This window comes from Rathayibacter sp. PhB179 (genome assembly GCF_004345345.1).
GTDB lineage: Bacteria > Actinomycetota > Actinomycetes > Actinomycetales > Microbacteriaceae > Rathayibacter > Rathayibacter festucae.
In genome coordinates this window covers 304,129-328,452 of sequence record NZ_SLVD01000002.1, presented here as the reverse complement: position 1 = coordinate 328,452, position 24,324 = coordinate 304,129, and the positions used below count along the sequence as shown (strand labels likewise).

Genomic DNA, 24,324 nt, shown 5'->3' with positions numbered 1-24,324 from the left:
TCCCAGCACGGGAGGACAATGGGAGGCATGCCTTACGAGTTCGAGCGCACGCAGCGGATCGCCGTCCTCGGAGGGGGACCCGGCGGCTACGAGGCCGCCCTCGCCGGAGCCCAGCTGGGCGCCGAGGTCACCCTCGTCGAGCGGGTCGGAGTGGGCGGCTCGGCCGTCATCACCGACGTCGTGCCGTCGAAGTCGCTGATCGCGACCGCCGAGGCCACCAATGCGATCGGCGAGGCCGCCGACCTCGGTGTGCAGTTCTTCACTCGCCACGAGCAGACCAACAAGCCGGTCCGGCCCGAGGTCGCGGTCAACCTCGCCACGGTCAACAAGCGCCTCCTCGGGCTCGCCCGCCAGCAGTCCGAGGACATGCGCGCGAACCTCGTGCACCACGGCGTGCGCATCGTGCAGGGCGACGGACGCCTTGACGGCTCGAACGCGCTGATCGTCGCGACCGCGCCCGGCGACGAGGGCATGGACTTCGACCGGATCGAGGCGGACACCATCGTCGTGTCCGTCGGCGCCAGCCCGCGCATCCTGCCGTCCGCCGCGCCCGACGGCGAGCGGATCATGAGCTGGACCCAGCTCTACAACCTCAAGACCGTGCCCGAGCACCTGATCGTCGTCGGCTCCGGCGTCACCGGCGCGGAGTTCGCCTCCGCCTACCGCGCGCTCGGCGCCAAGGTCACGCTGATCTCCTCCCGCGACCAGGTCCTCCCCGGCGAGGACGCCGACGCCGCCGCCGTGATCGAGAACGTCTTCAAGCGCAACGGCATGGTCGTGCTGTCCAAGTCGCGCGCCGACCGCGTCGAGCGCACCGAGACCGGTGTCCGCGCCGTGCTGTCCGACGGCCGCGTGGTCGAGGGCTCGCACTGCCTGATGGCCGTCGGCTCGATCCCGAACACCGCCGGCATCGGCCTCGAGGAGGCGGGCGTCCAGCTCACCGAGTCGGGCCACATCCGCGTCAACCGCGTCGCCCGCACCAGCGTCCCCTCGATCTACGCGGCCGGCGACTGCACCACCTTCCTGCCGCTCGCCTCCGTCGCCGCGATGCAGGGCCGCACCGGCGTCTTCCACGCCATGGGCGACGCGGTGAACCCCACCGAGGTGCGCAACGTCGCGGCGAACATCTTCACCCAGCCCGAGATCGCGACCGTCGGCTGGAGCCAGAAGGAGATCGAGGAGGGGCTCGCCCAGGGCGAGATCTACAAGCTCCCCCTCGCCGCCAACCCCCGGGCCAAGATGATGGGCATCCGCGACGGCTTCGTGAAGGTCTTCGCCCGCACCGGCTCCGGCACCGTCATCGGCGGCGTCATCGTCGCCCCCAAGGCCAGTGAGCTGATCTTCCCCCTCGCCCTCGCCGTCGAGCACCGCCTCACCGTCGACCAGGTCGCCCGCGCCTTCACCGTCTACCCCAGCCTCACCGGCTCCATCTCGGAGGCGGCGCGCGCCATGCACATCGTCGGCTGAAAGCCGACGGCAGTGTTCATTTCCGGGCCGCTCCCCGCGCGGCCCGGCGCAGTCGGCTTCGCGACGGGGTGCGTTCCGCAGAGCGGGCCGGGTCGCGCTGCCTCGAGTCGCTGGCACGCGGCTGTGCTCGTTCTGAGCCGCTCCCTGCGCGGCTCAGCGCGGTCGGCTTCGCGACGGGGTGCGTTCTGCAGAGCGTCTCGCGTCGCGCTGCCGAGAAACGCTGGCACGCGTTTCTCGGTCGCGGCGCTCTACCTTGCGTACGAGCGGCTCCGGCGGGTGCCCGACCCATGCTGATCGAGTAGAGCGTGGAGCGCGCGAATCGAGATCCGGCGCTGCCCGGGGCAGGGCGTCAGCTGTGGTGGGGGAGGCGGCATCCGACCGAGCTGTGGAGTGAGGGAGGGTCTCGATACGCCGCTGCGCGGCTACTCGACCAGCATGGGGCGGACGCGGTTCCTGCGGTCGCGCATCGGCCGTCCATGCTGATCGAGTAGCGCGTGGAGCGCGCGTATCGAGATCCGACGCTGCCCGAGGCGCGGCGTCAGCTGTGGTGGGAGCGGCGTTCACCCGCACTGCTGATCGAGGGAGGGTCTCGATATGCCGCTGCGCGGCTCCTCGACCAGCATGAACCCGCCGAGCCCTCCCGCGAGCAACGGCTCAGCCGGCCTGCGTGGAGCGGCCCGGCTCGCCCACGATCAGCGTCGGGCAGAGCGCGAGACCGAGAAACGCGTGTCAGCGTTTCTCGGCCGCGCGACGCGACCCGCTCTGCGGAACGCGCCACCTGAACGGGCCGACCGCGCTGAGCCGCGCGGGGAGCGGCTCAGGAGATGGACAGCAGCACGTGGCCCGAGGAGACCGTGGTGCCCGCCTCCGCGTTCAGGGAGCGGACGACGCCGTCCTTGTGGGCGGTGAGGGGCTGCTCCATCTTCATGGCCTCGAGGACGACGACGAGGTCGCCGGTGACGACGGTGTCGCCCTCGGCGACGGCGACCTTGACGATGGTGGCCTGCATCGGGGCGGTGACGGAGTCGCCGGTGACGGTGCTGACGGAGGCGGAGCCGCGGCGCTTGGGGGCGGCGGCAGCGGGACCGCGGGACGGGCCGGAGCCGACGAGGTCGCTGGGCAGGGTGACCTCGACGCGGCGGCCGTCGACCTCGACCACGACGCTCTGGCGGGCGGCCGGTCCGTCGATCGCGCCGGGCTCGCCGCTCCACGCCTCGATGGTGTTGTCGAACTCGGTCTCGATCCAGCGGGTGTAGATCGAGAACGGCTCGTCGCCGGCGGGGGCGAAGGCCGGGTCCTCGACGATCGCGCGGTGGAACGGCAGCACGGTGGGCAGGCCGGTGACCTCGAACTCGGCGAGGGCGCGGCGCGAGCGCTCGAGGGCCTCGGCGCGGGTCGCGCCGGTGACGATCAGCTTGGCCAGCAGCGAGTCGAACGAGCCGGAGATCACGTCGCCGGCGACGACGCCGGAGTCGACGCGCACGCCCGGTCCGCCGGGCGCCTTGAAGACGTGCACCGGGCCGGGGGCGGGCAGGAATCCGCGGCCGGCGTCCTCGCCGTTGATGCGGAACTCGAAGGAGTGGCCGCGGGGCTGCGGGTCGTCGTAGTCGAGCAGGCCGCCCTCGGCGAGGCGGAACTGCTCGCGGACGAGGTCGATGCCGGTGACCTCCTCGGAGACGGGGTGCTCGACCTGCAGACGGGTGTTCACCTCGAGGAAGGAGACGGTGCCGTCCTTGCCGATCAGGAACTCGCAGGTGCCGGCGCCGACGTAGCCGACCTCGCGCAGGATCGCCTTCGAGGCGCGGTAGAGCTCGGTGTTCTGCTCGTCGGTGAGGAACGGCGCGGGCGCCTCCTCGACCAGCTTCTGGTGCCGGCGCTGCAGCGAGCAGTCGCGGGTGGAGACGACGACGACGTTCCCGTCGGCGTCGGCGAGGCACTGGGTCTCGACGTGCCGGGGCTGGTCGAGGTACTTCTCGACGAAGCACTCGCCGCGGCCGAAGGCGGCGATCGCCTCGCGGGTGGCGGAGGCGAACATCTCCTCGACCTCGTCGCGCTCGCGGGCGACCTTGAGGCCGCGGCCGCCGCCGCCGAAGGCCGCCTTGATGGCGACCGGGAGCCCGTGCTGGTCGACGAACTCGAGCACCTCGGCGGCGCCCGAGACGGGGTTCAGGGTGCCGGGCGCGAGCGGAGCGCCGACCTTCTCGGCGACGTGGCGGGCCGAGACCTTGTCGCCGAGGCGCTCGATGGCCTCCGGCGACGGGCCGATCCAGACCAGTCCGGCGTCGATGACGGCGCGGGCGAAGTCGGCGTTCTCGGCGAGGAAGCCGTAGCCGGGGTGCACGGCGTCGGCGCCGGAGCGGCGGGCGACCGAGAGCAGCTTCTCGATGACGAGGTACGTCTCGGCGCTGGTCGTGCCGCCGAGCGCGTACGCCTCGTCGGCGAGGCGGCTGTGCACGGCGTCGCGGTCCTGGTCGGCGTAGACGGCGACGGAGGCGATGCCGCTGTCACGGGCGGCCCGGACGACGCGGACGGCGATCTCGCCTCGGTTGGCGATGAGCACCTTCGTGATACCTGGCATGGTCCCCAACCCTAGAGGGCGGCCCGCGGATGCCCGGCGCGGCTCACCACAAAGAAGGGCGAGCGCTTCGTCGGTTCCGCACAAGGGCGGCCGGGAGCGGGCGGTGTCAGCGGTTCCAGGGTGTCAGCGGTTCCAGAGCGACGGCCAGGACACCCCGAGCTCGCGGACGAGCGAGCGCAGCGTCGGCACGGACATCCCGATCACCGTCGACGGGTCGCCCTCGATCGCCGTGATGAAGCCGGCGCCGCGCCCGTCGATCGTGAACGCGCCGGCCACCTCGAGCGGCTCCCCGGTCGCGACGTAGGCGTCGATCTCGTCGTCCTCGACGTCCGCGGCGAAGGTGACGGCGGCGGAGGTGACCGCTCCGGTCTCGGCGACGATCCGCCCGCCGCGGTGGTCGATCAGCCAGTGGCCGGAGTGCAGGCGGCCGGTGCGCCCGCGCTGCGCCCGCCAGCGCTCGCGGGCGCGCTCGGGCTCGTGCGGCTTGCCGTGCACGACGCCGTCGAGCACGAAGGCGGAGTCGCCGCCGAGGACCAGGCCGTCGATCTCCGGCCCGAGGACGGCCGTCGCCTTGGCGCGGGCGAGCAGCGCCACGGTCGCGTCGGCGTCCAGCGCGGCTCCGCGCTCCCGCTCGGCCCGGGCGACGGCGGCCGGCTCGTCGACCTCCGAGGGGACGACCACGGGCTCGATCCCGGCGGCGCGCAGCAGTGCCAGGCGGGCGGGGGAGGTGGAGGCGAGGTGGAGGCGCACGAGGGCTCCCTGCGATCGGGCCCACGCTGTGGGATGCTCGACGGATGGCACAGACCCCGCCCCGCGCGTCCGACCGAGCCGCGGGGACCGGCGAGGCACTCGGGACCGAGATCGAGCTCGACATTAGCAACGTCGCCCACGGCGGTGTCTTCGTCGCCCGGCACGAGGGCCGGGTCGTCTTCGTCCCCGATGTGCTGCCCGGCGAGCGGGTCCGCGTGCGGGTCAGCGAGATCCGCCACGACAGCTTCTGGCGCGGTGAGGCGCTCGAGGTGCTCGAGGCGTCGCCGCACCGCGTCGAGCACGTCTGGGCGCAGGCGGGCATCGACCGCCGCCCCGAGGAGCGCGTCGGCGGCGCCGAGTTCGGCCACGCCGCGCTCGAGTACCAGCGCGAGCTCAAGCGCGCCGTGCTGGTCGACTCCTTCTCCCGCTTCGCCCGGCGCGAGGTCGACGTCGTCGTCGCACCGGTCGCGGGCGACGACGAGTCCGGCGGCCTCGGCTGGCGCACCCGCAACCGCCTGCACGTCGACGACTCCGGCCGCGTCGGTCCCTACGCCGCGCGCAGTCACCACGTCGTCGACGTCGAGGGCCTGCCGCTCGCGACCGCCGCCTCCTCGGCCGCGGCCCCGCTCGACCAGCGTCTGGCTCCGGGTTCCGTCGTCGACCTCGTCGACGCCGCCGGCTCGGACGGCGCGGCCGTGCTCGTGCACGACCCGTCCGACAAGCGCGCCAGGAGGGACCGCACGGTCGTCTCCGAGTTCGTCGCCGACCGCACCTTCCGCGTCGACCGCTCCGGCTTCTGGCAGGTGCACCGCGGCGCCGCGGCGACCCTCTTCGACGCGGTGCAGGCCGCCGTCGACGCCGGCGTCGCCGACGTCCGCGCCGCGAACCACGACCTCTACGGCGGAGTGGGGCTGCTCGCCGCCGCGCTCGCGGACCACCTCGGCGCCGGCGTCCGGGTCACGAGCGTGGAGAGCGACGCGCGGGCCACGGAGCACGCCCTGGAGAACCTCGCCGATCAGGTCGGTGCCCGCGCGGTGACCGCCCGGGTCGACCGCTACCTCCGCGACGCGCTCGCCCAGGCCGACGCCCGCGAGCGCGAGCGCTGGCGGGCCGCCACCGTCGTCCTCGATCCGCCCCGGGCGGGAGCCGGCCGCGCCGTGACCGACGCCCTCGTCGAGCTCGCGCCCGCGCAGCTGGTCTACGTCGCCTGCGATCCGGTGGCGCTCGCCCGCGACGTCGGCGCGCTCTCCGCGGGCGGCTACGAGCTCGAGCGGCTCGACGGCTTCGACCTCTTCCCGCACACCTCGCACGTGGAGGCCGTCGCCCGCCTCGTGCGCCGAGACACCTGAGCGCGGCGTCGCCAGCATGAGCCCGAGGGAGACCACCGATGACCGCTGAGTCCGCTGCCGCGCCGAGGGTGCGGGTCGCCATCGTGGACGACCACGAGTCCGTCCGCCTGGGTGTCGCCGCCGCCGTCGAGGCCGCGGGGATGCAGGTGGTGGCCGCGGCCGAGACGGTGCGCGCGCTCGAGGAGGTCCTCGGCGGCTCGGAGATCGAGGTGCTCGTCCTCGACCTCTCCCTGAACGACGGATCGAGCATCACGGCGAACGTCAAGTGGGGCCAGGTGCGCGGCTCGGCCGTCCTGGTCCACAGCATCGCCGACCGCGTGGTCGCCGTTCGCGAGGCGCTCGCGGCGGGCGCCGCCGGAGTGATCCCGAAGTCCTCTCCGATGTCGACCGTGGTCGCCGCGATCCGCACCGTCGCGCGCGGCGAGGTCCTGAACAATCTCGAGTGGGCGTCGGCGATCGACGCGGACGACGACTTCGCCCGCGCGGTGCTCGGGCGCCGCGAGCGCGACGTGCTGCACCTCTACGCCTCCGGCCTGCCGCTCAAGCTCGTCGCCGACCGCCTGCAGATCTCGGTGTCGACGGCCAAGGAGTACCTCGACCGGATCCGCGACAAGTACGTCGAGATCGGGCGGCCGGCCCCGACGAAGGTCGATCTGCTGCGCCGCGCCGTGGAGGACGGCATCCTGCCGGGCATCGATCCGGACGACGGCGATGCCGGGCGCTGAGGTCGTCCCCGCGCGCGCTCCGGCGAACCGCGAGCGCATCGACCGGATCATCAGCACGGTCGTCTCGTTCTTCGGCTTCGGCTTCGCGCTGCAGACCGTGCCGCCCATCCTCGGTCAGCTCCCGGTCCTGCGGCCCGAGGTCGCCTGGCCCGTGCTGGTCGTCGTCTTCGGCGCGCTCGGCGCCTCGGTGGTCACCGCGGTCGCACGGCGCGGGACGCAGGTCAGCGGCGCCGTCGTCGCCGCGTCGCTCCTGCTCGCGCTGCTGACCTGGCCGCTGACGATCCGCCCTGACGCCGTCCCCCAGGAGACGCCGTGGATCTGGTACCTGCTGACGATCGGCACGGCCTTCTGCACGATCGTCGCGCCGCTGCGGCTGGCGATCGTGTACGCCTCCGTCACCACGATCCTGTTCGGCGTCCTGCGCGTCCTCCCCTCGGGCGGCGGAGCGTCGCCCACCCGCGCCGCCCTCGACGCCGTCTACGTGGGCATCGTCGGCTTCGTCATGCTGGTGCTGATCACCGTGCTCCGGCAGTCGGCGGACCGGGTCGACCGTGCGCAGCGCACCGCGATGGAGCAGTACGAGGGGGCGATGCGCCAGCACGCCGGCGAGGTCGAGCGGGTCGAGGTCGACGCCCTCGTGCACGACAACGTGCTCGCGACCCTGCTCGCCGCGGCGACGGCCGAGTCGGGCGCCGAGCGCGCCCTCGTCTCCTCGATGGCGCGGAAGACGCTCTCGGTGCTGCTCCCGGACGAGGAGGCCGACCTCGACGCAGGAGAGGTGCCGCTGGAGCTGCTCGAGCGGCAGCTGTCGCACGCGGCCTCGACCTTCGTGGCGGAGTTCGGGGTCGTCCTCGACGGCGACGTCGACCCGCGGACGACGACGATGCCGCGACCGGTCGCGGAAGCCGTCCTCGGCGCGGTCTGGCAGGCCCTGACCAACAGCGTCCAGCACGCCGGTCCGAGCGACGCCGTCCGGCGATCGGTGCGCGGGCAGCTCTCGGCGTGCTCCGTCGAGGTCGTCGTCGAGGACGACGGCCGCGGTTTCCTCCTCGCCGACGTCCCGCGCGAGCGGCTCGGCATCCGGCTCTCGATTCTCGACCGGGTGCACCAGGTGCAGGGCTCGGCACGCGTCGACACCGTCCCCGGGGAGGGCACCCGGGTCGTCGTCCTCTGGCCCGCCGCGAAGGGCCGATCGTGATCGCCTACCCGCGCCCGCTGCTCTACGCGCTGGGCGGGGGCTTCTCGCTCTACCACGTCGTCCTCGCCTTCTTCTCCTACCGGCTGACACCCGCGACTCCCGCCGATCTGACGGCCGTCGCCGTCTACATCGCCGCCACCGTGATCGCCCTCCTGCCGAGCTCGACCACGCGGATGAACGCGGTGACCGCGTGGGCGATGGCGGGAGTGGCGGTGGGGCTGCCGCTGCTCGTCTCGCCGTCGCTGGACCCCGGTGCCTCCAACGGCTACTCCACCTGGTACATCGCGGCGGTCGGCACGCTCATGACGATCGTCTGCGCCCGTCGGCGCCCCCTGGCGGCGTGGACCGGGATGGCGTTCCTGATCGTGCACACGACGGTCTGGGCGGGTCCCGTCGCTCTGGCGACCCTCGGCGTCGTCGGCGGCATCGCCTGGGTCGGCATCGCGCAGCTCCTGATCATCGAGCTCGGCCGCGCCGGCTCCGAGGCGCGCGTGCTCGAGGCCGCCGAGCGGGCCGCCGCGTCGTGGCGCGCGGCGGAGGAGGCGCACCTCTCCGAGCGGGAGGTGCGGCTGGAGCAGACCCGCACCATCGCCTCCGAGATGCTGCTGCGCATCGCCACCAGCCCGGTGGGCCTCACCGATGAGGAGCGCCGCGAGTGCGCCCTGCTGGAGGCGTCCGTCCGGGACGAGATCCGGGGGAGGCGGCTGCTGGACGACGACGTCCGCCGGCTGGTGCTCGACGCGCGGCGGCGGGGCGTCACGGTATCGGTGCTGGACGACGGCGGGCTGGACCGGACCACGGAGGAGGAGAGCCGGCGGGTGCTGCGCGAACTCGCCCGGGCGCTCGGCGGCATCGGTAAGGGGGTCGACCGCGTCGTCGTCCGCACGGCGTCGGCGGACTCGCCGTCGGCGGTGACGGTCGTGGGCCTGCGGACCGCGGGCGACGGCAGCGCGGGCGCCCTCGGCTCGGACGACGCGGGCGACGAGGTGGACGCCTGGGTCGAGATCCGGCGCGACGAGCAGGGCGTCCTCGAGGACTGAACCGAGCCGTCCGCGCCGGTCGGTGCGCTGCGGATCCCCGGCGCGCCGAGCGACCCTGCGGCGGACGCGCCGTTAAAAGAGTGCGGCGGGCTGTCCACTCCTCCGAAGAGGGGGCCCAGCCCGCCGTCAAACCCCGAGTGAGGGTGACAACCCGAATGTCACCCTCACTCGCCCCCAAAACACCCGCCTGCTTACCCTGGTCGGCGAGTGATTGGCGATGCCCCCTCCGTGGAGTGAGCACCTAACACGCATAACTATGCCGAGGACTGCGAGGGCCGGGTAGTCGGCACTTTAGGGGACTAATCGGGGTACAAAACCCGCGTTCCACGTCGTTCCGGCCCGAACGGGCCTCCCGCAGCGCTCAGCCGGAGAACGAGCGCCAGGCTCCGGGAGCCGGCTGCAGCGGTGCCCGGACGGCGGCGGCGCGGTCGCTCCAGCCGCCGCTGGGGACGACCGGCACCTCGGCGACCGGGTGCGACTGCGCGGCGAGCGCGGTCACGACCGCGGTCACGGCGGCGATCTCGCGCGCATCGAGGCCGGGAGTGGTGATGACGACGGTGGGGGCGGAGTCGGCTGCGCTCATCCCGCGACGGTACCGCATGCCGTTCACGGTCCCGCGTGCGGGCCGGTGACTATGCTGACGCCGGACGCCGCCGGAGCGACGCCCCTTCCGTCCGAACAGGAGTGTCACCGCATGCCGTCGTGGTCCCTGAAGCGCGGCCGCGCCTCCGCCCGTCGCGTCGCCGCGGTCCTCCGGTCCTCGCCCGCGGCCTTCGCGACGACCGCAGCGGTCCTGCTCGCCAGCGCAGCGGCCGGCACCCTTCTCGCCCCGGCGAGCGACGAGACCGGCGCCTGGTGGGCGGCCGGCGCCGGCACGATCCTCGGCGGCCGGCCCTGGGCCGCGGTGACCGGCCTGCTGATCGCGTCGGGCCCGCCCGCGCTGCTCCTCGTCGTCCTCCTGCTCCTGCCGCTGCTGATCGCGGCCGAGCGCCGTCTCGGAGCGCGCCGGCTGGTCCTCGCCTTCCTGCTCACCGGGGCGCTCGGAACGACGGTCGGAGCGGCCCTGCAGAGCGTCGGCGCCTCCGTCGGCGAGTGGTGGGCCGGGGACACGGTCGGCGACCACACCTTCGACCCGCTGATCGGCGGCGTCGGTGCGCTGCTGGCCGCGACGGCCTTCATGGGCGGCCTCTGGCGCCGGCGCCTGCGCGTCACCGTCTTCGCGGTGGTCCTGATGTTCGTGCTCTACGCCGGCGACTCCGCCGACGTGTACCGACTCCTCGCGGGCATCGCCGGCCTGGCGATCGGGGCCGTGCTGGCGCACGGGGTGAGCGGACTGCGCCCGCAGCGCCCCGCGCCGAGCTCGCACCGGGAGTCGCGCGCCCTGCTCGCCGCGGTGGTCGCGGTCACCGCCCTCGGTCCGCTCGTCGCCGTGCTCTCCGACTCGGGCTACGGGCCGTTCTCGTTCCTCGGCCGGCTGCTGCAGAGCGCGTTCACCGGCGCCGCCGATCTCGAGGACCCCTGCGGCGCCACGGTCCGGCACTGCGCGCACCACGTGCGGCTGAACCTGATCTCGCCCGGGCCGATCCTGCTCACCTTCGTCCCGATGATCCTGCTGCTCGTCGCGGCGTACGGGATGCGCTCCGGGCGCCGTCTCGGTCTGCTGCTCGCGATCGGCGTCAACGCAGCCATCGCGATCCTCGACATCGTCCTTCTGCAGCGCGCGGCGCGGCACCCCGACTTCCAGTACTACGCCGAGTACCTGCTCTGGGTGGCCACCACCGTAGTCGTCCCGGTCGCGGTCATCGTCCTCCTGGCGGTCGGCAGCAGGCACTTCCGGATCCGGGCTCCGCGGGAGTCGGCGCGCCGCTGGTCACTGGTGGTCGGCATCGGCTTCGTCGTCTCGCTCGGCGGCTACCTCGCGCTCTCGGCCTCGACCCGGACCAGCTTCGAGCCGGTGCTCGGGATCGGCCGGCTCCTCCTCGACGGGCTGCTGCGCTTCGTGCCGTCGAGCTTCCTCGGTGGGCACGGCCTGCTGGCGGTGCCGCGGGAGCCGCTCGCCCGCCTCGGCTTCGAGTGGGTCGGGCCGGTCTTCTGGCTCCTCGTCGTCGTCGCGGTGATCGCGCTCCTGCGGGCCACCGACGTGCAGGGCGTGCGCGGCGACGAAGCGGTCTACCGCCGGCTGCTCGTGCGCCACGGCGCCGGCAGCCTCGGCCACCAGGGCACCTGGCAGGGCAACGAGCACTGGATCGCCCCCGACGGCGAGGGCGGAGTCGCCTACCGGGTCGTGGGCGGGGTCGCGATCACGCTCTCCGATCCGGCCTGCGCGCCCGAGCGGCGCGCGGAGGTGGTCGCCGGCTTCGTCGCCTTCTGCGACGAGCGGAGCTGGACGCCTGTCTTCTACAGCGTCCACGACGAGCTGCTGCCGGTCTTCGACGGCCTCGGCTGGTCGCGGATCTCGGTGGGCGAGGAGACGATCATCGAGCTCGGTGGCTTCGAGCTGACCGGGAAGCGCTGGCAGAAGGTGCGCTACCCGCTCACCCGCGCGATCAAGCTCGGCATCGAGCCGGTCTGGACGAGCTGGCCGGAGCTGTCGCTGGGGATGGCCAGCCAGATCGTCGACCTGTCCGAGAAGTGGGTGTCCGAGAAGGCGCTGCCGGAGATGGGGTTCACGCTCGGCGGGATCGACGAGGCGCGCGACCCGGACGTCGCGCTGCTGCTCGCCGTCGGCCCGGACGGGGTGCTGCAGGGGATCACCAGCTGGCTGCCCGTGCACCGCGACGGCCGGATCGTCGGCTGGACGCTCGACTTCATGCGCCGCTCGGACGAGGCGATGCCCGGGATCATGGAGTTCCTGATCGCGTCCGCCGCCCTCCGTGCGCAGGAGCAGGGCGCGGAGTTCGTCTCGCTGTCCGGCGCGCCGCTCGCGACGGCGCCCGTGCCGGAGGGGGAGCAGCCGCCCGAGCCGACCGCGCTCTCGGGCCTGCTCGAGTTCCTGGCGCGGACGCTGGAGCCGGCCTACGGCTTCACCTCGCTGTTCCGCTTCAAGGCCAAGTTCCACCCGCGCTACGAGGGGCTGTGGATGGCGTACCCGGACGCGCTGCAGCTGCCGCGGATCGGCGCGGCGATCGGGCGCGCCTACCTGCCGGACGTCTCCCCGCGCGAGGCGCTCGCCTTCGCCCGGGCGCTGGGAGCGCGCCCGGAGGAGAAGGCACCGCCCGCGGAGAAGCCGGGTGCGGAGAAGCCCGGTGCCGAGAAGCCCGGTGACGAGAAGCCCGCTGCCGAGAAGTCCGGCAGCGAGAAGTCGGCCGCCGAGAAGCCCGGCGCCGCGAAGCCGGCGCAGGAGAAGCCGACGGCGCCGAGGCCCGAGAAGGCGCCGACGGCCGGCTGACCGCGGCTCAGAGCGGGATGTTGCCGTGCTTCTTGGCCGGCAGGTTCGCGCGCTTGGTCCGCAGCGCGCGCAGCGCCTTGATCACCGACACCCGGGTCGCTGACGGCTCGATGACCCCGTCCAGCTCGCCGCGCTCGGCCGCGAGGAACGGGCTCGCCACGTTGTAGGTGTACTCGTTCGCCAGCCGGGTGCGGACGGCCGCGACGTCCTCGCCGGCCTCCTCGGCCTTGCGGATCTCGTTGCGGTAGAGGATGTTGACGGCGCCCTGGCCGCCCATCACCGCGATCTCGGCCGTCGGCCAGGCGAGGTTGATGTCGGCGCCGAGCTGCTTGGAGCCCATCACGATGTACGCGCCGCCGTAGGCCTTGCGCAGGATGACGGTCACCAGCGGCACGGTCGCCTCCGCGTAGGCGTAGAGCAGCTTCGCGCCGCGGCGGATGACGCCCGTCCACTCCTGGTCGGTGCCGGGCAGGTAGCCGGGGACGTCGACCAGCGTGAGGATCGGCAGCGAGAACGCGTCGCAGAACCGGACGAAGCGCGAGGCCTTCTCTCCGGCCTCGATGTTCAGGGTGCCGGCCATCGCGCTGGGCTGGTTGGCGATGATGCCGACCGAGCGGCCCTCGACCCGGCCGAAGCCGATCACGATGTTCGGCGCGAAGAGCGGCTGCACCTCGAGGAAGTCGCCCTCGTCGACGATGTGCTCGATCACGGCGCGCATGTCGTACGGCTGGTTCGGGCTGTCGGGGATGACGGTGTCGAGGAAGCGGTCGGAGTCCGTGGTCTCGAGGTCGACCTCGTTGTCGAACACCGGCGCGGGCGAGAGGTTGTTGTCGGGGAGGAAGGAGAGCAGGGTGCGCGCGTAGTCGAGCGCGTCGTTCTCGTCGCTGGCGAGGTAGTGCGAGACGCCCGAGATCTTGTTGTGGGTGAGCGCGCCGCCGAGCTCCTCCATGCCGACGTCCTCGCCGGTGACGGTCTTGATCACGTCGGGGCCGGTGACGAACATCTGGCTGGTCTTGTCGACCATGATCACGAAGTCGGTGAGGGCGGGGGAGTACACCGCGCCGCCGGCCGCGGGGCCGCAGATGATCGAGATCTGCGGGATGACGCCGCTCGCCGCGGTGTTGCGGCGGAAGATCTCGCCGTACTTGCCCAGGGCGACGACGCCCTCCTGGATCCGCGCTCCGCCGGAGTCGAGGATGCCGATGATCGGGACGCCGGTCTTCAGCGCCAGATCCATCACCTTGATGATCTTCTCGCCGGCCACCTCGCCGAGCGAGCCGCCGAAGATCGTGAAGTCCTGCGAGTAGACGGCGACCTGGCGGCCGTGGATGGTGCCGGTGCCGGTCACGACGGCGTCGCCGTAGGGCCGCTTCTTCTCCATGCCGAACGCGTGGGTGCGGTGGCGGACGAACTCGTCGAGCTCGACGAACGAGCCGGGGTCGAGGAGGGTGTCGATCCGCTCGCGGGCGGTCATCTTGCCCTTGGCGTGCTGCTTCTCGATCGCGGCCTCACCGCTGGCGGTGACCGCCTCGTGGTAGCGGGCCTTCAGGTCCGCGATCTTCCCCGCGGTCGTGAAGAGATCGGGCGCGGGACGTTCGATGTTCGCGGTCACTCGCCCACCTTATCGGCGCGGATGGACCCCTCCGTTGTCGCACCCGCACAGGGAGCGGCGGGTCCGGTGGGAGGGTCCGCACAAGCCGCGGCGCCGGCGACCGGCTCCGGGGCTTCTCGCGGGGCCCGCCGGTAGCGTGGCCGCATGCAGCTCCCGCTCTCCCTCTCCGTGTCGCCGCAGGTCCTCTGGCTCGAGAGCGCGGGCTCGACCAACGACGAGCTGCGCGAGCGCGCGACGGCCGAGCCCGCAGCCTGGCCGCACCTCTCCGTCGTGGCGACCGACGACCAGCGCGCGGGCCGCGGACGCCTGGGGCGGGTCTGGCAGGCGCCCGCCGGGCGGACGCTGGCGGCCTCGACGCTGGTGGACGCGGCGGCCCTCCCCGCCGCGGCGGTCGGCTGGCTGCCGCTACTGGCCGGCGCTGCCCTCGCGCGGGCGCTCGCCCCGCTGGTCGGCGCCGCGGTCGAGGTCAAGTGGCCCAACGACGTGCTGATCGACGGGGGGAAGACGGCGGGTGTCCTCGCCGAGCGCCTCGCCGACGGCCGCGTGATCGTCGGCACCGGGATCAACCTGCTGCTGAGCGAGGAGGAGCTGCCCGTGCCGACGGCGACCTCCCTCGCCCTGGCCGGCGCGGCGACGACCGGCGCCGACGCCGTGCTCGCCGCCTTCCTCACCGAGTTCTCGGCGCTGCTCGCGCCGCTCCTCGCGCTCGGCGACGCCGACTCCGCGGGGTCGGCCGCCGTCGTGCGCGCGCACCTCGGCACCCTCGGCCGCTCCGTCCGGGTGGAGCTGCCGGACGGCTCCGTCGAGGAGGGCACCGCGGTCGCGCTCGACGACGACGGCTCGCTCGTGCTCGAGCAGGACGGCGCCCGGCGCTCGTTCTCCGCGGGCGACGTCACCCACCTGCGCCAGTGAGCGCCGGCGGCCGGGACCGGCTCGCGGAGGGGGACCGGGAGCTCGCCCGGCTCACGCCGCGCGCCCGCCGCGCCGTCGCGCCGGTCGCCGGCTTCCTCCTGCTCACCTGGGCGGGCTTCTACTTCGCCGCGCAGTTCGAGCTGGAGCTGCAGCGCTGGATCATCGCCCTCGGCACGGCCGTGCTCGTGCTGCTGCTCTGCGTGCCCGGCATCGCCGGCTGGGCGAGCATCCGCTACCGGATCACGCAGCGCGGGCTGCACGCCCGCCGAGGCGTCCTGTCGGTGCGCCGCGCCGACCTCGACTTCGACCCGCGGATGGCGGTCGGCGTCTCGCGGAGCCTGAGCCAGCGCGTCGCCCGCTGCGGTGACGTGCGGATCACCCGGGACGGCGCCGAGGCGTTCGTGCTGCGCGACGTGGAGGACCCCGAGCTCGTCGCCGAGCTGCTGCGGGACGCGATCGCGGCGATCCCGATGCCGCTGCCCGACTGGCCCGCGCCCGACCCGCTCTGACCGCCGCGTCCGCGACGGAGCCCTCGCCGCGTCCGCGCCCCTCGCTACCATGGAGCCGCCCCGCGCCCGCGGGCGGAACCAGGAGGATCGTCATGCGCGTCGGTGTGATCGGAGGCGGCCAGCTCGCCCGGATGATGATCTCCGCGGCGGTCGAGCTCGGCCTCGAGATCGCGGTGCTCGCCGAGGCCGAGGGCGCTCCCGCGGGCCTCGCCGCGACCCGCGTCGGCGACTACCGCGACGAGGAGACGGTGCTCGGATTCGCCCGCACCGTCGACGTCGTCACCTTCGACCACGAGCACGTGCCGCAGGCGATCCTGCGCCGGCTCGTCGCCGAGGGCGTGGCCGTGCACCCGGGCCCGGACGCCCTCCTCTACGCCCAGGACAAGCTGATGATGCGGCAGCGCCTCACCGAGCTCGGCGTCCCCGTGCCCGACTGGGCGGCGGTCTCCTCCGCCGACGAGCTGGCCGCGTTCCTCGACGAGCACGGCGGCCGCGGCGTGGTCAAGACCGCGCGCGGCGGCTACGACGGCAAGGGCGTCCGCGTCGTCCACGGCGCGCACGAGGCCGACGACTGGTTCGCGGCGCTCGCCGAGGACGGCCGCGGCGGCGCGCTGCTCGTCGAGGAGCTGGTCGGCTTCCGCCGAGAGCTCGCGCAGCTCGTCGCCCGGCGCCCCTCGGGCGAGAGCGTCCTCTGGCCGGTGGTGGAGTCGATCCAGCGCGACGGCGTCTGCGCCGAGGTCCTCGCTCCCGCGCCCGCCTCGGCGGGCCGCCTCGCGGACGCCGCCGCCGACATCGCCGAAACGATCGCCGAGAGCCTCGGCGTCACCGGCGTGCTGGCGGTCGAGCTGTTCGAGACGACGGACGACCGCCTGCTCGTCAACGAGCTGGCGATGCGCCCGCACAACAGCGGGCACTGGACGATGGACGGCTCGACCACCTCGCAGTTCGAGCAGCACCTGCGCGCGGTGCTCGACCTGCCGCTCGGCGCGACCGGCTGCCGCGATCCGTGGACCGTGATGGTGAACGTCCTCGGCGGTCCGGTGGGGGAGTCGCTGACCGACCGCTACCCGCTCGTGCTCGCCGCGCACCCGTCGGTGAAGGTGCACAACTACGGCAAGGAGCCGCGTCCGGGACGCAAGGTCGGGCACGTCAACGCCACCGGCGACGAGCTCGAGCTCGTCGTCTACGAGGCGCGTGCCGCGGCGGCCGTTCTCACCGACTGAGACGTACCATGGTGGCCGTGACCCGCCCCACGCCCTCCGCCACCCCCGCCGGTACCGCCCCGTGAGCGCCGACGCGCTCGTCAACGGTCCCTCTCCGCTCGTCGGCGTCGTGATGGGCTCGGACTCCGACTGGTCGGTCATGCAGGCCGCCTCGACGACCCTCTCGGAGTTCGGCGTGGCGCACGAGGTCCGCGTGGTCTCGGCCCACCGCACCCCGCAGGCGATGATCGACTACGGCCGCGGGGCGCGTGCACGGGGTCTGCGCGTCGTGATCGCGGGCGCCGGCGGAGCCGCCCACCTGCCCGGGATGCTGGCCGCGGTCACCTCCCTCCCCGTCGTCGGCGTCCCCGTGCCGCTCGCGCGCCTCGACGGCCTCGACTCGCTGCTCTCGATCGTGCAGATGCCGGCCGGCGTCCCCGTCGCCACCGTCTCGATCGGGGGCGCGCGCAACGCGGGACTGCTCGCGGTGAAGATGCTCGCGATCGGCGACGACGCGCTGTCCGAGCGCCTCGACGCCTTCGCGGCGGACCTGGAGGCGCAGGTCGCCGCCAAGAACGACGCTCTGGTGGCCGGCCTGTGACGGCGATGACGCTGCCGCTGCGGCATCCGGACGTCCGCTCGAGCTCGTTCATGACCCGGCGCGCCTGGTGGCTGCTGATCGGCAACCTGCTCGTTCCCGGCTCCGCGCAGGTGCTCGCGGGCAACCGCCGCCTCGGGCGGCTCGGCCTCGGCTTCACCCTGGCGCTCTGGACGGCGCTGCTGGTCGCCGTCCTCCTCTACTTCGTCTTCCCGACGGGCCTCTACACGCTCGCGACCTTCGATCTGTCGATGCTCGCTCTGCAGGCGGCCCTGGTCGTCTACGGCGTGGTCTGGCTCGTGCTCACCCTGGACACCCTCCGGCTGATCCGGCTGGTGCGGGCGCGGCCGCGGATGCGGGCCGTGCTCGCCTTCGCGACGATCGCGCTGATGGCCGTCTCGGTCGGCTCGACCGCCTACGGCACCTACCTGATCGGGATCACCCGCGGCACGCTGTCCTCGATCTTCGGCGGCGGGGCGATGGAGGCGCCGATCGACGGCCGCTACAACATCATGCTGCTGGGCGGCGACGCCGGCGAGGACCGCGACGGCCTGCGTCCGGACAGCATCTCGGTCGTCAGCATCGACGCGTCGACCGGCGCCGCGACCACGATCGGCGTCTCCCGCGAGTTCGTGAACATCCCGTTCCCCGAGGACAGCCCGATGCACGAGCTGTATCCGGACGGCTACACGACCGACAACTGCGCCGTCGACGTCTGCAAGCTCAACTCGATCTACACCGAGGTCGAGCTGAAGCACCCCGAGCTCTACCCGGACGCGGTCGCGGAGGGCAGCGAGCCCGGCATCGAGGCGACCCGCGACGCGGTCGAGGGCATGCTCGGCATCCCGATCCAGTACTACGCGCTGATCGACATGGAGGGCTTCGCCCAGCTGATCGACTCGCTCGGCGGCATCGACGTCGACTACCAGGGCACCGAGCCCCTGCCGCTCGGCGGGCTCCCCGACTCCGACGGCGTGATGCAGGGCGTGAACCAGTGGATCGACCCCGGTCCCTGGCACTTCAACGGCGAGCAGGCGCTCGCCTACGCCCGCTCGCGCTACACGACGAGCGACTACGACCGGATGGCACGGCAGCGCCAGGTGCAGACCGCGCTGCTCGAGCAGTTCGAGCCGGCCAATGTGCTCTCGAAGTTCCAGGACGTCGCCGCCGCCGGCTCCCAGGTGATCAAGACCGACGTCCCGCAGGGGATGCTCGGCTACTTCGTGCAGCTGGGCCTGAAGACGAAGTCCCAGCCGGTCGGCGTCGTCGAGCTCGTCCCGCCCGCGGTCGACGTCGACGGCGACCCCGACTACGACGTCGTCCGCTCCCTCGTGCACGAGGGCCTCTTCCCGGACGCCACGGCGCAGTAGCGTCGGCGTCCCGAGGGCCGCTGTGCCGGCGGGCGCGGGTCTCCTTCATGCTGATCGAGTAGCCCGCGGAGCGGGCGTATCGAGATCCACCGGTGTCCGGAGTCGGGTCTGCAGGCCCGCCCTTTCGATGACGGTGGGTCTCGATACGCTCCTGCGGAGCTACTCGACCAGCATGAGCGCGGCCCCTGCGGGGCTGCTCGACCAGCATGGTCGGGCCCCGCGGGGTTGCGCGACCGGCCGATGCGATTGCTCGCCTTCATGATGATCGAGTAGGCCGCGGAGCGGCCGTATCGAGATCCATTGGCACCAGGAGAAGGGTCTGCCGACCCCGCATGCCTCAGAGGTCGGCGTGCAGGGCCCAGACGCGCTCGGCGGAGTCGCGCCAGCTGAAGGCGCGGGAGCGGTCGCGGCCGGCGACCGAGAGGCGCTCGCGGAGGCCGGTGTCGGAGAGCACGCTGCTCATCGCGAGCGCGAGCCGCTCCGGGTAGTGCTTGGCGTCGGCGCGCTCGACGGCGACACCCGCGTCGGCCGCGACCTCGAGCAGCGCCGGGTCGTCCGAGTGCACGACCGGCACGCCGAAGTGCATGGCCTCAAGCACCGGCAGGCCGAAGCCCTCGGCGATGCTCGGGTAGACGAACAGGGTGGCCCGGCTGAGCACGAGCGCGAGGTCGGTGTCGCTGAGGACGCCGAGCGCCCGCACCCTCTCCTCGCCGAGGCCCTGCTCGTCCGCGACGGAGGCGATGTCGAGCTCGCCCCAGCCGGTCGGCCCGACGATCAGGAGCGGGAGCTCCGGAGCCGACGCCTCGCCGAACGCCGCGATCAGCGAGACCAGGCCCTTGCGCGGCTCGAGCGTGCCGACGCTGAGGACGTACTCGGCCGGCAGCCCGAGGGCCTCCGCGCGCTCGTCGGCGTCGTCAGGAAGGACGAGCCCGGAGCCGACGGCACCGCCGATCACGCGGATCCGGTCGCCGAAGTCGAGGACCTGGGAGAGCTGCTGAGCGACCGCGTGCGTCGGGACGACGACGGCATCGGCGAACTTCTGCGCGCGCTTCGCCATCGCGCGGTGCCACTTGGCGCCGTGCGGGGTGAGCGTCTCGGGGTGCGTCCACGGCACCGTGTCGTGGATGGTGACGGCGATCTGCTCGCCCTCGCGGCCCTCGTGACTGCGCAGCGGGGCGAACAGGCTCGGAGCGTGCATCATGCCGCCGCCCGAGGGGATGCCGATGCCGTACTGCCAGGCGCGGGACAGCTCGCGGCGGCCCAGGTGCAGGCGGTGCAGTCGGGCGAGGCCGGGCAGGCGCAGCCGCAGATCCTCCTCCTTCTCCGGCGGATGCGCGGAGAAGACCGCCTCGACCTCGCAGTCGCGCGGGGCGGTGCGGATCAGCTCGCGGGTGAGCTCCTCGGTGTAGCGGCCGATGCCGCCGGGGACGCGGGCGAGCATCTGGTCGACGACCACCCGGAGCGTGGTGGTCACGGCGTGACCGCCTCGAGCGGAGCGGCGGCCAGCGCGTCCTGCCAGGAGCGCATCGGCGCGAGACCGGCGGCGGCCCAGGCGTCGTGGCCGAGGACGGAGTAGGCGGGCCGCGGGGCCGGGCGGACGAAGCTGCCGCTGTCGGTCGGCCGGATCCGCTCCGGGTCGAGCCCGGCCTTCTCGAAGACGGCGCGGGCGAAGCCGAACCAGGTCGTCTCGCCGGCGTTCGTGCCGTGGTAGATCCCGGCCGGAGCCGCGGCGTCGACGAGCGCGATCAGGCGGTCGGCGAGGTCGCCCGTCCAGGTGGGCTGCCCGCGCTGGTCGTCGACGACGGTGAGCGTGGGGTGCGCGCCGGCGAGGCGGACCATCGTCTTGGCGAAGTTGCCGCCGTGCGCGCCGTAGAGCCAGGCCGTCCGGACGACGTAGCCCCGTTCGGGGTTCGCGGCGAGCACGAGCTCCTCACCCTCGGCCTTCGTGCGGCCGTACGCCGAGATCGGGCCGCGGGGGTGGGACTCGGCGTAGGGGCTGGTGGCCGAGCCGTCGAAGACGTAGTCGGTCGAGACCTGGACGATCGCGGCGCCGATCTCGGCGGTGGCGATCGCGAGGTTCTGCGCGCCGAGGGCGTTGACGCGGCGGGCCTCCTCCTCGTCGCTCTCCGCGTCGTCGACCCGCGTGTACGCCGCGCAGTTCAGCACCGCGTCGTGGCCGGCGACCGCGGCGCGGACCGCGTCGAGGTCGGTCACGTCGAGGTCGGCGCGGCCGAGCGCCGTGACGGCGCGATCGCCGAGGGAGGAGCGGAGGTCGGTGCCGAGCATGCCGGAGGCGCCCGTGAGGAGGAAGGTCACCCGCTCATCATGCCGGAGGCCTCCGACGTGCGGACCCCCGGCGCACCGGCGGCGACGGTCCACCGGGGCGTCGGCGGGCCGCCGAGCGCTCAGTACACTCGTGACCGTGCAGATCAGAGAGCTCGAGATCCCCGACGCCTACGAGGTCACACCGCGGCAGTTCCCCGACGACCGGGGGGTGTTCTACGAGTTCTACCGCTTCGACCGCCTCGCGGAGAAGGTCGGGCACCCGCTGTCGCTGCAGCAGGGCAACACCTCGGTCTCCAAGCGCGGCACCGTCCGCGGCATCCACTTCGCCCAGATCCCGCCGTCGCAGGCCAAGTACGTCTCCTGCTTCTCCGGGGCGGTGCTCGACTACATCATCGACGTGCGCGTCGGCTCGCCGACCTTCGGGCAGTGGGACTCGGTGCTGCTCGACGACGTCGACCGCCGCTCGGTCTACCTCGCCGAGGGCCTCGCCCACGCGTTCGTCGCGCTGACGGAGGGGGCGGTCGTCTCCTACCTCGTCTCCTCGACGTACGACCCGATCCGCGAGAAGGGCATCGACCCGCTCGACGAGCGGATCGGCCTGCGCTTCCCGCCGGAGGCGGGCGAGCCGCTGCTCTCGCCGAAGGACACCGACGCGCCGACTCTGGCCGAGGCCGAAGCGCAGGGCATCCTGCCGACCTGGGCCGAGGCGAAGGCGCTCTACGCCCAGCTGGACGGAGCGCACTCGTGAAGGGCATCATCCTCGCCGGCGGCTCGGGCTCGCGGCTCTGGCCGATCACCAAGGGCATCTCGAAGCAGCTGATGCCGATCTACGACAAGCCGATGGTCTACTACCCGCTGTCGACGCTGATGATGGCCGGGATCGACGAGGTCCTGATCATCACCACCCCGGAGTACAACGACCAGTTCCGCGCGCTGCTCGGCGACGGCTCGAGCCTGGGCATGACCCTCTCCTACGCGGTGCAGGAGTCGCCCGACGGCCTCGCGCAGGCGTTCCTGATCGGCGAGGACTTCATCGGCGACGACTCCGTCGCTCTGGTGCTCGGCGACAACATCTTCCACGGCACGGCGCTCGGCACGGCACTCGCGGCGAACACCGACATCGAGGGCGCGGTGATCTTCGCCTATCAGGTGGCGGATCCGCGGGCCTACGGCGTCGTCGAGTTCGACGACGCGTTCCACGCGCTCTCGATCGAGGAGAAGCCGGCGAAGCCCAAGAGCAACTACGCGGTGCCGGGACTGTACTTCTACGACAACTCCGTCGTCGGCATCGCCAAGACGATCGAGCCCTCCGCCCGCGGCGAGCTCGAGATCTCGACGGTCAACGAGCGCTACCTCGAGGCCGGAACGCTGAACGTGCAGGTGCTGGACCGCGGCACCGCCTGGCTCGACACCGGGACGTTCGACTCGATGATCGAGGCCACGGAGTTCGTCCGCGTGATCGAGCAGCGCCAGGGCTTCAAGATCGGCTGCATCGAGGAGATCGCCTGGCGCCACGGCTGGATCGACGACGCGGCGCTGGCGGACCTCGCCGCCCCGCTGGTGAAGAGCGGCTACGGCGCGTACCTGCAGCGCCTGCTCGAGCTCGGTCGCTGACGCGGCGGGCCTCGATGCGCCGCTGCGCGGCTACTCGACCAGCATGGCTCTCATGCTGATCGAGCAGCCCGCGGAGCGGGCGTATCGAGATCCCGGCGTCAGCGGCTGGGCCGCAGGCGCATCAGCGCGACGCGCACGCCGAGGCCTAGGCGGACCGCCAGGCGGACGGGCGCCTGGTACCAGGCGTCGTACTTCTGCGCGAGGTAGAGGTAGGCGCTGCGGTGGTGCACCGCGAGCATCCGCGCCGAGGCCAGTCGCGTCGAGTGCCCGCCCAGATGCGACACGACCGCGTCGGCGAGGTAGACGTTCGACCAGCCGCGCTGCCCGAGCGAGTCGCCGAGCTGCACGTCCTCGAAGTACATGAAGTAGCGCTCGTCGAAGCCGCCGATCTGCTCGAACGCGGTGCGCCGCACCATCACGCAGGCGCCAGACAGCCAGCCGGCCGTCATGCTGCCGTGCTGCATCGTCTCGACCGCGCGCGAGCGGCGGTACCGGCGCGACCAGGGGTTGCCCGGCCAGACGTGCGCGAGCAGCGCATGGCCGACGCCCGTGCCGAGCGAGGGCAGTGCGCGGGCCGAGGGGTAGATCGTGCCGTCCGAGTCCAGGATGCGCGGGCCGATCGAGCCGATCCCGGGGTCGGCGGTCGCCGCCGCGTAGAGGGCGTCGATCGAGCCGGGGAGGAAGACCGTGTCCGGGTTCGTGACCAGGATCCACTCGATCTCCGGGCCGAGCCGGTCGACCGCGTAGTTGATCGCCCTGCCGTAGCCGAGGTTCTCGCCGGTCTCGTGGAAGAGCACCTCGGGGCGGCGCTCGACGACGCGGCGGACGGAGTCGTCGGTGGTCGCGTTGTCGACGACGACGACGCGCACGTCGTGCTCGGTCGCCTCCGGGATCGACTCCAGGCAGGCGCGGAGGACCTCACCCGAGAAGTGGGTGACGACGACGACCGCGATGGGCAACGTCGAGCGGGCGATGAGAGCCTCCGGGGGAGCGGCGTCGACGGGCGGGGGCACCGTCGGAAGAACTCGACGAGGCTAGCACGGGCCCCGAGCGGGGCTCCGGCGCTCAGCGCGCGGCGGACTCCACCTCGTCGACGACCTCGCCCAGCTCGGGGGCGACGGCCGCGGACGGCGCGCGGAACACGACGAACTTGTAGAGGCAGAAGTTCCAGACCAGGCCGACCATCACCGCGACGGCCTTCGCGACGTTGATCGCGAGGAAGGCCTTCTCGCCCGCGCTGGGAAGGAAGAGGAGCGAGGTGCCGAACCGGGTGTCGAAGAAGACCTCGAAGCCGTAGATGATCAGCGACTGGAGCACGAGCGAGCTGAAGCCGGTGACCAGGAAGAACTGCGCGAAGGTGCGCACGGTCGGCCGGTCGGGGTGCCGGAAGACGAAGAAGTGGTTGAGGAAGTACGAGATCGAGATGCCGACGGTCACCGAGGCGACGTTCGCGACCAGGGTCGGCAGGCCGACCAGCAGCGCGAGCGCGTTGAGGATGAGGAAGTCGAGGGCGGTGTTGAGCGAGCCGGCGACGAGGAACCGCACCTTCTGCGATTCCAGCAGGCGCGCCGCTCTCCCCGCAGACGGACTCGACTGACGCGACACGGTGCTCCTCGGGGTCCTCGCGACCCGGGCGGGAGCGATGAGGGCGAGAGTACGCGGCCGATCTGTACTGGAACCCTCCGTAGGGGGAACTGAACCTGAGAACCGCGACGCGACGTCCTGC

At 73.0% G+C, this 24,324-nt stretch carries 21 protein-coding genes; 13 read left to right on the top strand and 8 right to left on the bottom strand.

The annotated features are described in order from the left end of the window. Positions 1-27: 27 nt before the first annotated feature. Positions 28-1,467: an NAD(P)H-quinone dehydrogenase gene (locus EDF43_RS05230; RefSeq protein ID WP_127886072.1), complete on the top strand. Its 1,440-nt coding sequence runs from the start codon at positions 28-30 to the stop codon at positions 1,465-1,467. 817 nt (positions 1,468-2,284) lie between these two features. Here EDF43_RS05230 and EDF43_RS05225 read toward each other — a convergent pair. Together EDF43_RS05225 and EDF43_RS05220 are read right to left on the bottom strand one after the other, a co-directional pair. After that, positions 2,285-4,045, bottom strand: coding sequence for a biotin carboxylase N-terminal domain-containing protein (locus EDF43_RS05225; protein ID WP_132435870.1), 1,761 nt, complete (start codon positions 4,043-4,045; stop codon positions 2,285-2,287). Positions 4,046-4,168: 123 nt separating this feature from the next. Beyond that, on the bottom strand, positions 4,169-4,795 hold the full coding sequence (locus tag EDF43_RS05220) for a Maf family protein (protein WP_132435869.1): 627 nt from the start codon (positions 4,793-4,795) through the stop codon (positions 4,169-4,171). Between the two features lie 44 nt (positions 4,796-4,839). Between EDF43_RS05220 and EDF43_RS05215 the strand changes: the two genes are divergently transcribed. The 4 genes from EDF43_RS05215 to EDF43_RS05200 are packed head-to-tail and all read left to right on the top strand — an operon-like array spanning position 4,840 to position 9,107. Continuing rightward, positions 4,840-6,144: a TRAM domain-containing protein gene (locus EDF43_RS05215; protein WP_132435868.1), complete on the top strand. Its 1,305-nt coding sequence runs from the start codon at positions 4,840-4,842 to the stop codon at positions 6,142-6,144. 38 nt (positions 6,145-6,182) lie between these two features. Continuing rightward, positions 6,183-6,869, top strand: a complete 687-nt coding sequence (locus tag EDF43_RS05210; protein WP_123735213.1) for a response regulator transcription factor — start codon at positions 6,183-6,185, stop codon at positions 6,867-6,869. Then, positions 6,856-8,067 (top strand): ATP-binding protein, encoded by a 1,212-nt coding sequence (locus EDF43_RS05205; RefSeq protein WP_123735214.1) that lies wholly within the window; start codon positions 6,856-6,858, stop codon positions 8,065-8,067. Before EDF43_RS05210 ends, EDF43_RS05205 begins: the two co-directional genes overlap by 14 nt. Next, entirely contained in the window at positions 8,064-9,107 is a 1,044-nt protein-coding gene (locus tag EDF43_RS05200) for a hypothetical protein (protein ID WP_132435867.1), read from the top strand. Before EDF43_RS05205 ends, EDF43_RS05200 begins: the two co-directional genes overlap by 4 nt. 361 nt (positions 9,108-9,468) lie before the next feature. On the opposite strand, the gene EDF43_RS05195 is transcribed toward EDF43_RS05200, so the two are convergent. Then, positions 9,469-9,690 (bottom strand): acyl-CoA carboxylase subunit epsilon, encoded by a 222-nt coding sequence (locus EDF43_RS05195; RefSeq protein WP_123445310.1) that lies wholly within the window; start codon positions 9,688-9,690, stop codon positions 9,469-9,471. A 111-nt stretch (positions 9,691-9,801) separates the two neighbouring features. On the opposite strand from EDF43_RS05195, the gene EDF43_RS05190 reads away from it, so the two are divergent. Next, positions 9,802-12,495, top strand: coding sequence for a DUF2156 domain-containing protein (locus EDF43_RS05190; protein ID WP_132435866.1), 2,694 nt, complete (start codon positions 9,802-9,804; stop codon positions 12,493-12,495). Between the two features lie 7 nt (positions 12,496-12,502). On the opposite strand, the gene EDF43_RS05185 is transcribed toward EDF43_RS05190, so the two are convergent. Then, entirely contained in the window at positions 12,503-14,107 is a 1,605-nt protein-coding gene (locus EDF43_RS05185; protein ID WP_243582397.1) for an acyl-CoA carboxylase subunit beta, read from the bottom strand. A 144-nt stretch (positions 14,108-14,251) separates the two neighbouring features. On the opposite strand from EDF43_RS05185, the gene EDF43_RS05180 reads away from it, so the two are divergent. The 5 genes from EDF43_RS05180 to EDF43_RS05160 all read left to right on the top strand — a co-directional run bounded on the left by EDF43_RS05180 (position 14,252) and on the right by EDF43_RS05160 (position 18,698). After that, a complete protein-coding gene (locus tag EDF43_RS05180; protein ID WP_123735217.1) occupies positions 14,252-15,019 on the top strand; it encodes a biotin--[acetyl-CoA-carboxylase] ligase in 768 nt (255 codons plus the stop codon). Next, entirely contained in the window at positions 15,016-15,528 is a 513-nt protein-coding gene (locus EDF43_RS05175; protein WP_132435865.1) for a PH domain-containing protein, read from the top strand. The genes EDF43_RS05180 and EDF43_RS05175 overlap by 4 nt, the downstream gene beginning before the upstream one ends. Positions 15,529-15,614: 86 nt before the next feature. Continuing rightward, positions 15,615-16,751, top strand: a complete 1,137-nt coding sequence (locus tag EDF43_RS05170) for a 5-(carboxyamino)imidazole ribonucleotide synthase (protein ID WP_132435864.1) — start codon at positions 15,615-15,617, stop codon at positions 16,749-16,751. A 112-nt stretch (positions 16,752-16,863) separates the two neighbouring features. Then, the gene (purE, locus tag EDF43_RS05165) at positions 16,864-17,331 is read left to right on the top strand and encodes a 5-(carboxyamino)imidazole ribonucleotide mutase (protein WP_123445392.1); all 468 of its coding nucleotides are present in this window, start codon (positions 16,864-16,866) and stop codon (positions 17,329-17,331) included. Positions 17,332-17,336: 5 nt separating this feature from the next. Beyond that, positions 17,337-18,698 (top strand): LCP family protein, encoded by a 1,362-nt coding sequence (locus tag EDF43_RS05160; protein WP_123735595.1) that lies wholly within the window; start codon positions 17,337-17,339, stop codon positions 18,696-18,698. Between the two features lie 337 nt (positions 18,699-19,035). Here EDF43_RS05160 and EDF43_RS05155 read toward each other — a convergent pair whose 3' ends face one another. Further along, on the bottom strand, positions 19,036-20,172 hold the full coding sequence (locus EDF43_RS05155; RefSeq protein ID WP_243582398.1) for a glycosyltransferase family 1 protein: 1,137 nt from the start codon (positions 20,170-20,172) through the stop codon (positions 19,036-19,038). Next, positions 20,169-21,014 (bottom strand): dTDP-4-dehydrorhamnose reductase, encoded by an 846-nt coding sequence (gene rfbD / locus EDF43_RS05150; RefSeq protein ID WP_123702613.1) that lies wholly within the window; start codon positions 21,012-21,014, stop codon positions 20,169-20,171. The genes EDF43_RS05155 and rfbD overlap by 4 nt, the downstream gene beginning before the upstream one ends. A gap of 106 nt (positions 21,015-21,120) precedes the next feature. On the opposite strand from rfbD, the gene EDF43_RS05145 reads away from it, so the two are divergent. Then, positions 21,121-21,732, top strand: a complete 612-nt coding sequence (locus EDF43_RS05145; protein WP_132435863.1) for a dTDP-4-dehydrorhamnose 3,5-epimerase family protein — start codon at positions 21,121-21,123, stop codon at positions 21,730-21,732. Next, complete coding sequence (rfbA, locus tag EDF43_RS05140; protein WP_132435862.1) at positions 21,729-22,598, top strand: glucose-1-phosphate thymidylyltransferase RfbA; 870 nt, start codon at positions 21,729-21,731, stop codon at positions 22,596-22,598. Before EDF43_RS05145 ends, rfbA begins: the two co-directional genes overlap by 4 nt. A 98-nt stretch (positions 22,599-22,696) precedes the next feature. On the opposite strand, the gene EDF43_RS05135 is transcribed toward rfbA, so the two are convergent. Beyond that, complete coding sequence (locus EDF43_RS05135) at positions 22,697-23,611, bottom strand: glycosyltransferase family 2 protein (protein WP_243582400.1); 915 nt, start codon at positions 23,609-23,611, stop codon at positions 22,697-22,699. Positions 23,612-23,663: 52 nt separating this feature from the next. Further along, on the bottom strand, positions 23,664-24,143 hold the full coding sequence (locus tag EDF43_RS05130) for a GtrA family protein (protein ID WP_243582402.1): 480 nt from the start codon (positions 24,141-24,143) through the stop codon (positions 23,664-23,666). Between the last annotated feature and the right edge of the window lie 181 nt (positions 24,144-24,324).

What these genes read in the sequence shown, in the direction of transcription:
- EDF43_RS05230 (WP_127886072.1), top strand. Translation starts at nt 28, where the DNA reads ATGCCTTACGAGTTCGAGCGCACGCAGCGGATCGCCGTCCTCGGAGGG.
- EDF43_RS05225 (WP_132435870.1), bottom strand. Translation starts at nt 4,045, where the DNA reads ATGCCAGGTATCACGAAGGTGCTCATCGCCAACCGAGGCGAGATCGCC.
- EDF43_RS05215 (WP_132435868.1), top strand. Translation starts at nt 4,840, where the DNA reads ATGGCACAGACCCCGCCCCGCGCGTCCGACCGAGCCGCGGGGACCGGC.
- EDF43_RS05210 (WP_123735213.1), top strand. Translation starts at nt 6,183, where the DNA reads ATGACCGCTGAGTCCGCTGCCGCGCCGAGGGTGCGGGTCGCCATCGTG.
- EDF43_RS05205 (WP_123735214.1), top strand. Translation starts at nt 6,856, where the DNA reads ATGCCGGGCGCTGAGGTCGTCCCCGCGCGCGCTCCGGCGAACCGCGAG.
- EDF43_RS05195 (WP_123445310.1), bottom strand. Translation starts at nt 9,690, where the DNA reads ATGAGCGCAGCCGACTCCGCCCCCACCGTCGTCATCACCACTCCCGGC.
- EDF43_RS05190 (WP_132435866.1), top strand. Translation starts at nt 9,802, where the DNA reads ATGCCGTCGTGGTCCCTGAAGCGCGGCCGCGCCTCCGCCCGTCGCGTC.
- EDF43_RS05180 (WP_123735217.1), top strand. Translation starts at nt 14,252, where the DNA reads ATGCAGCTCCCGCTCTCCCTCTCCGTGTCGCCGCAGGTCCTCTGGCTC.
- purE (WP_123445392.1), top strand. Translation starts at nt 16,864, where the DNA reads ATGGGCTCGGACTCCGACTGGTCGGTCATGCAGGCCGCCTCGACGACC.
- EDF43_RS05160 (WP_123735595.1), top strand. Translation starts at nt 17,337, where the DNA reads ATGACGCTGCCGCTGCGGCATCCGGACGTCCGCTCGAGCTCGTTCATG.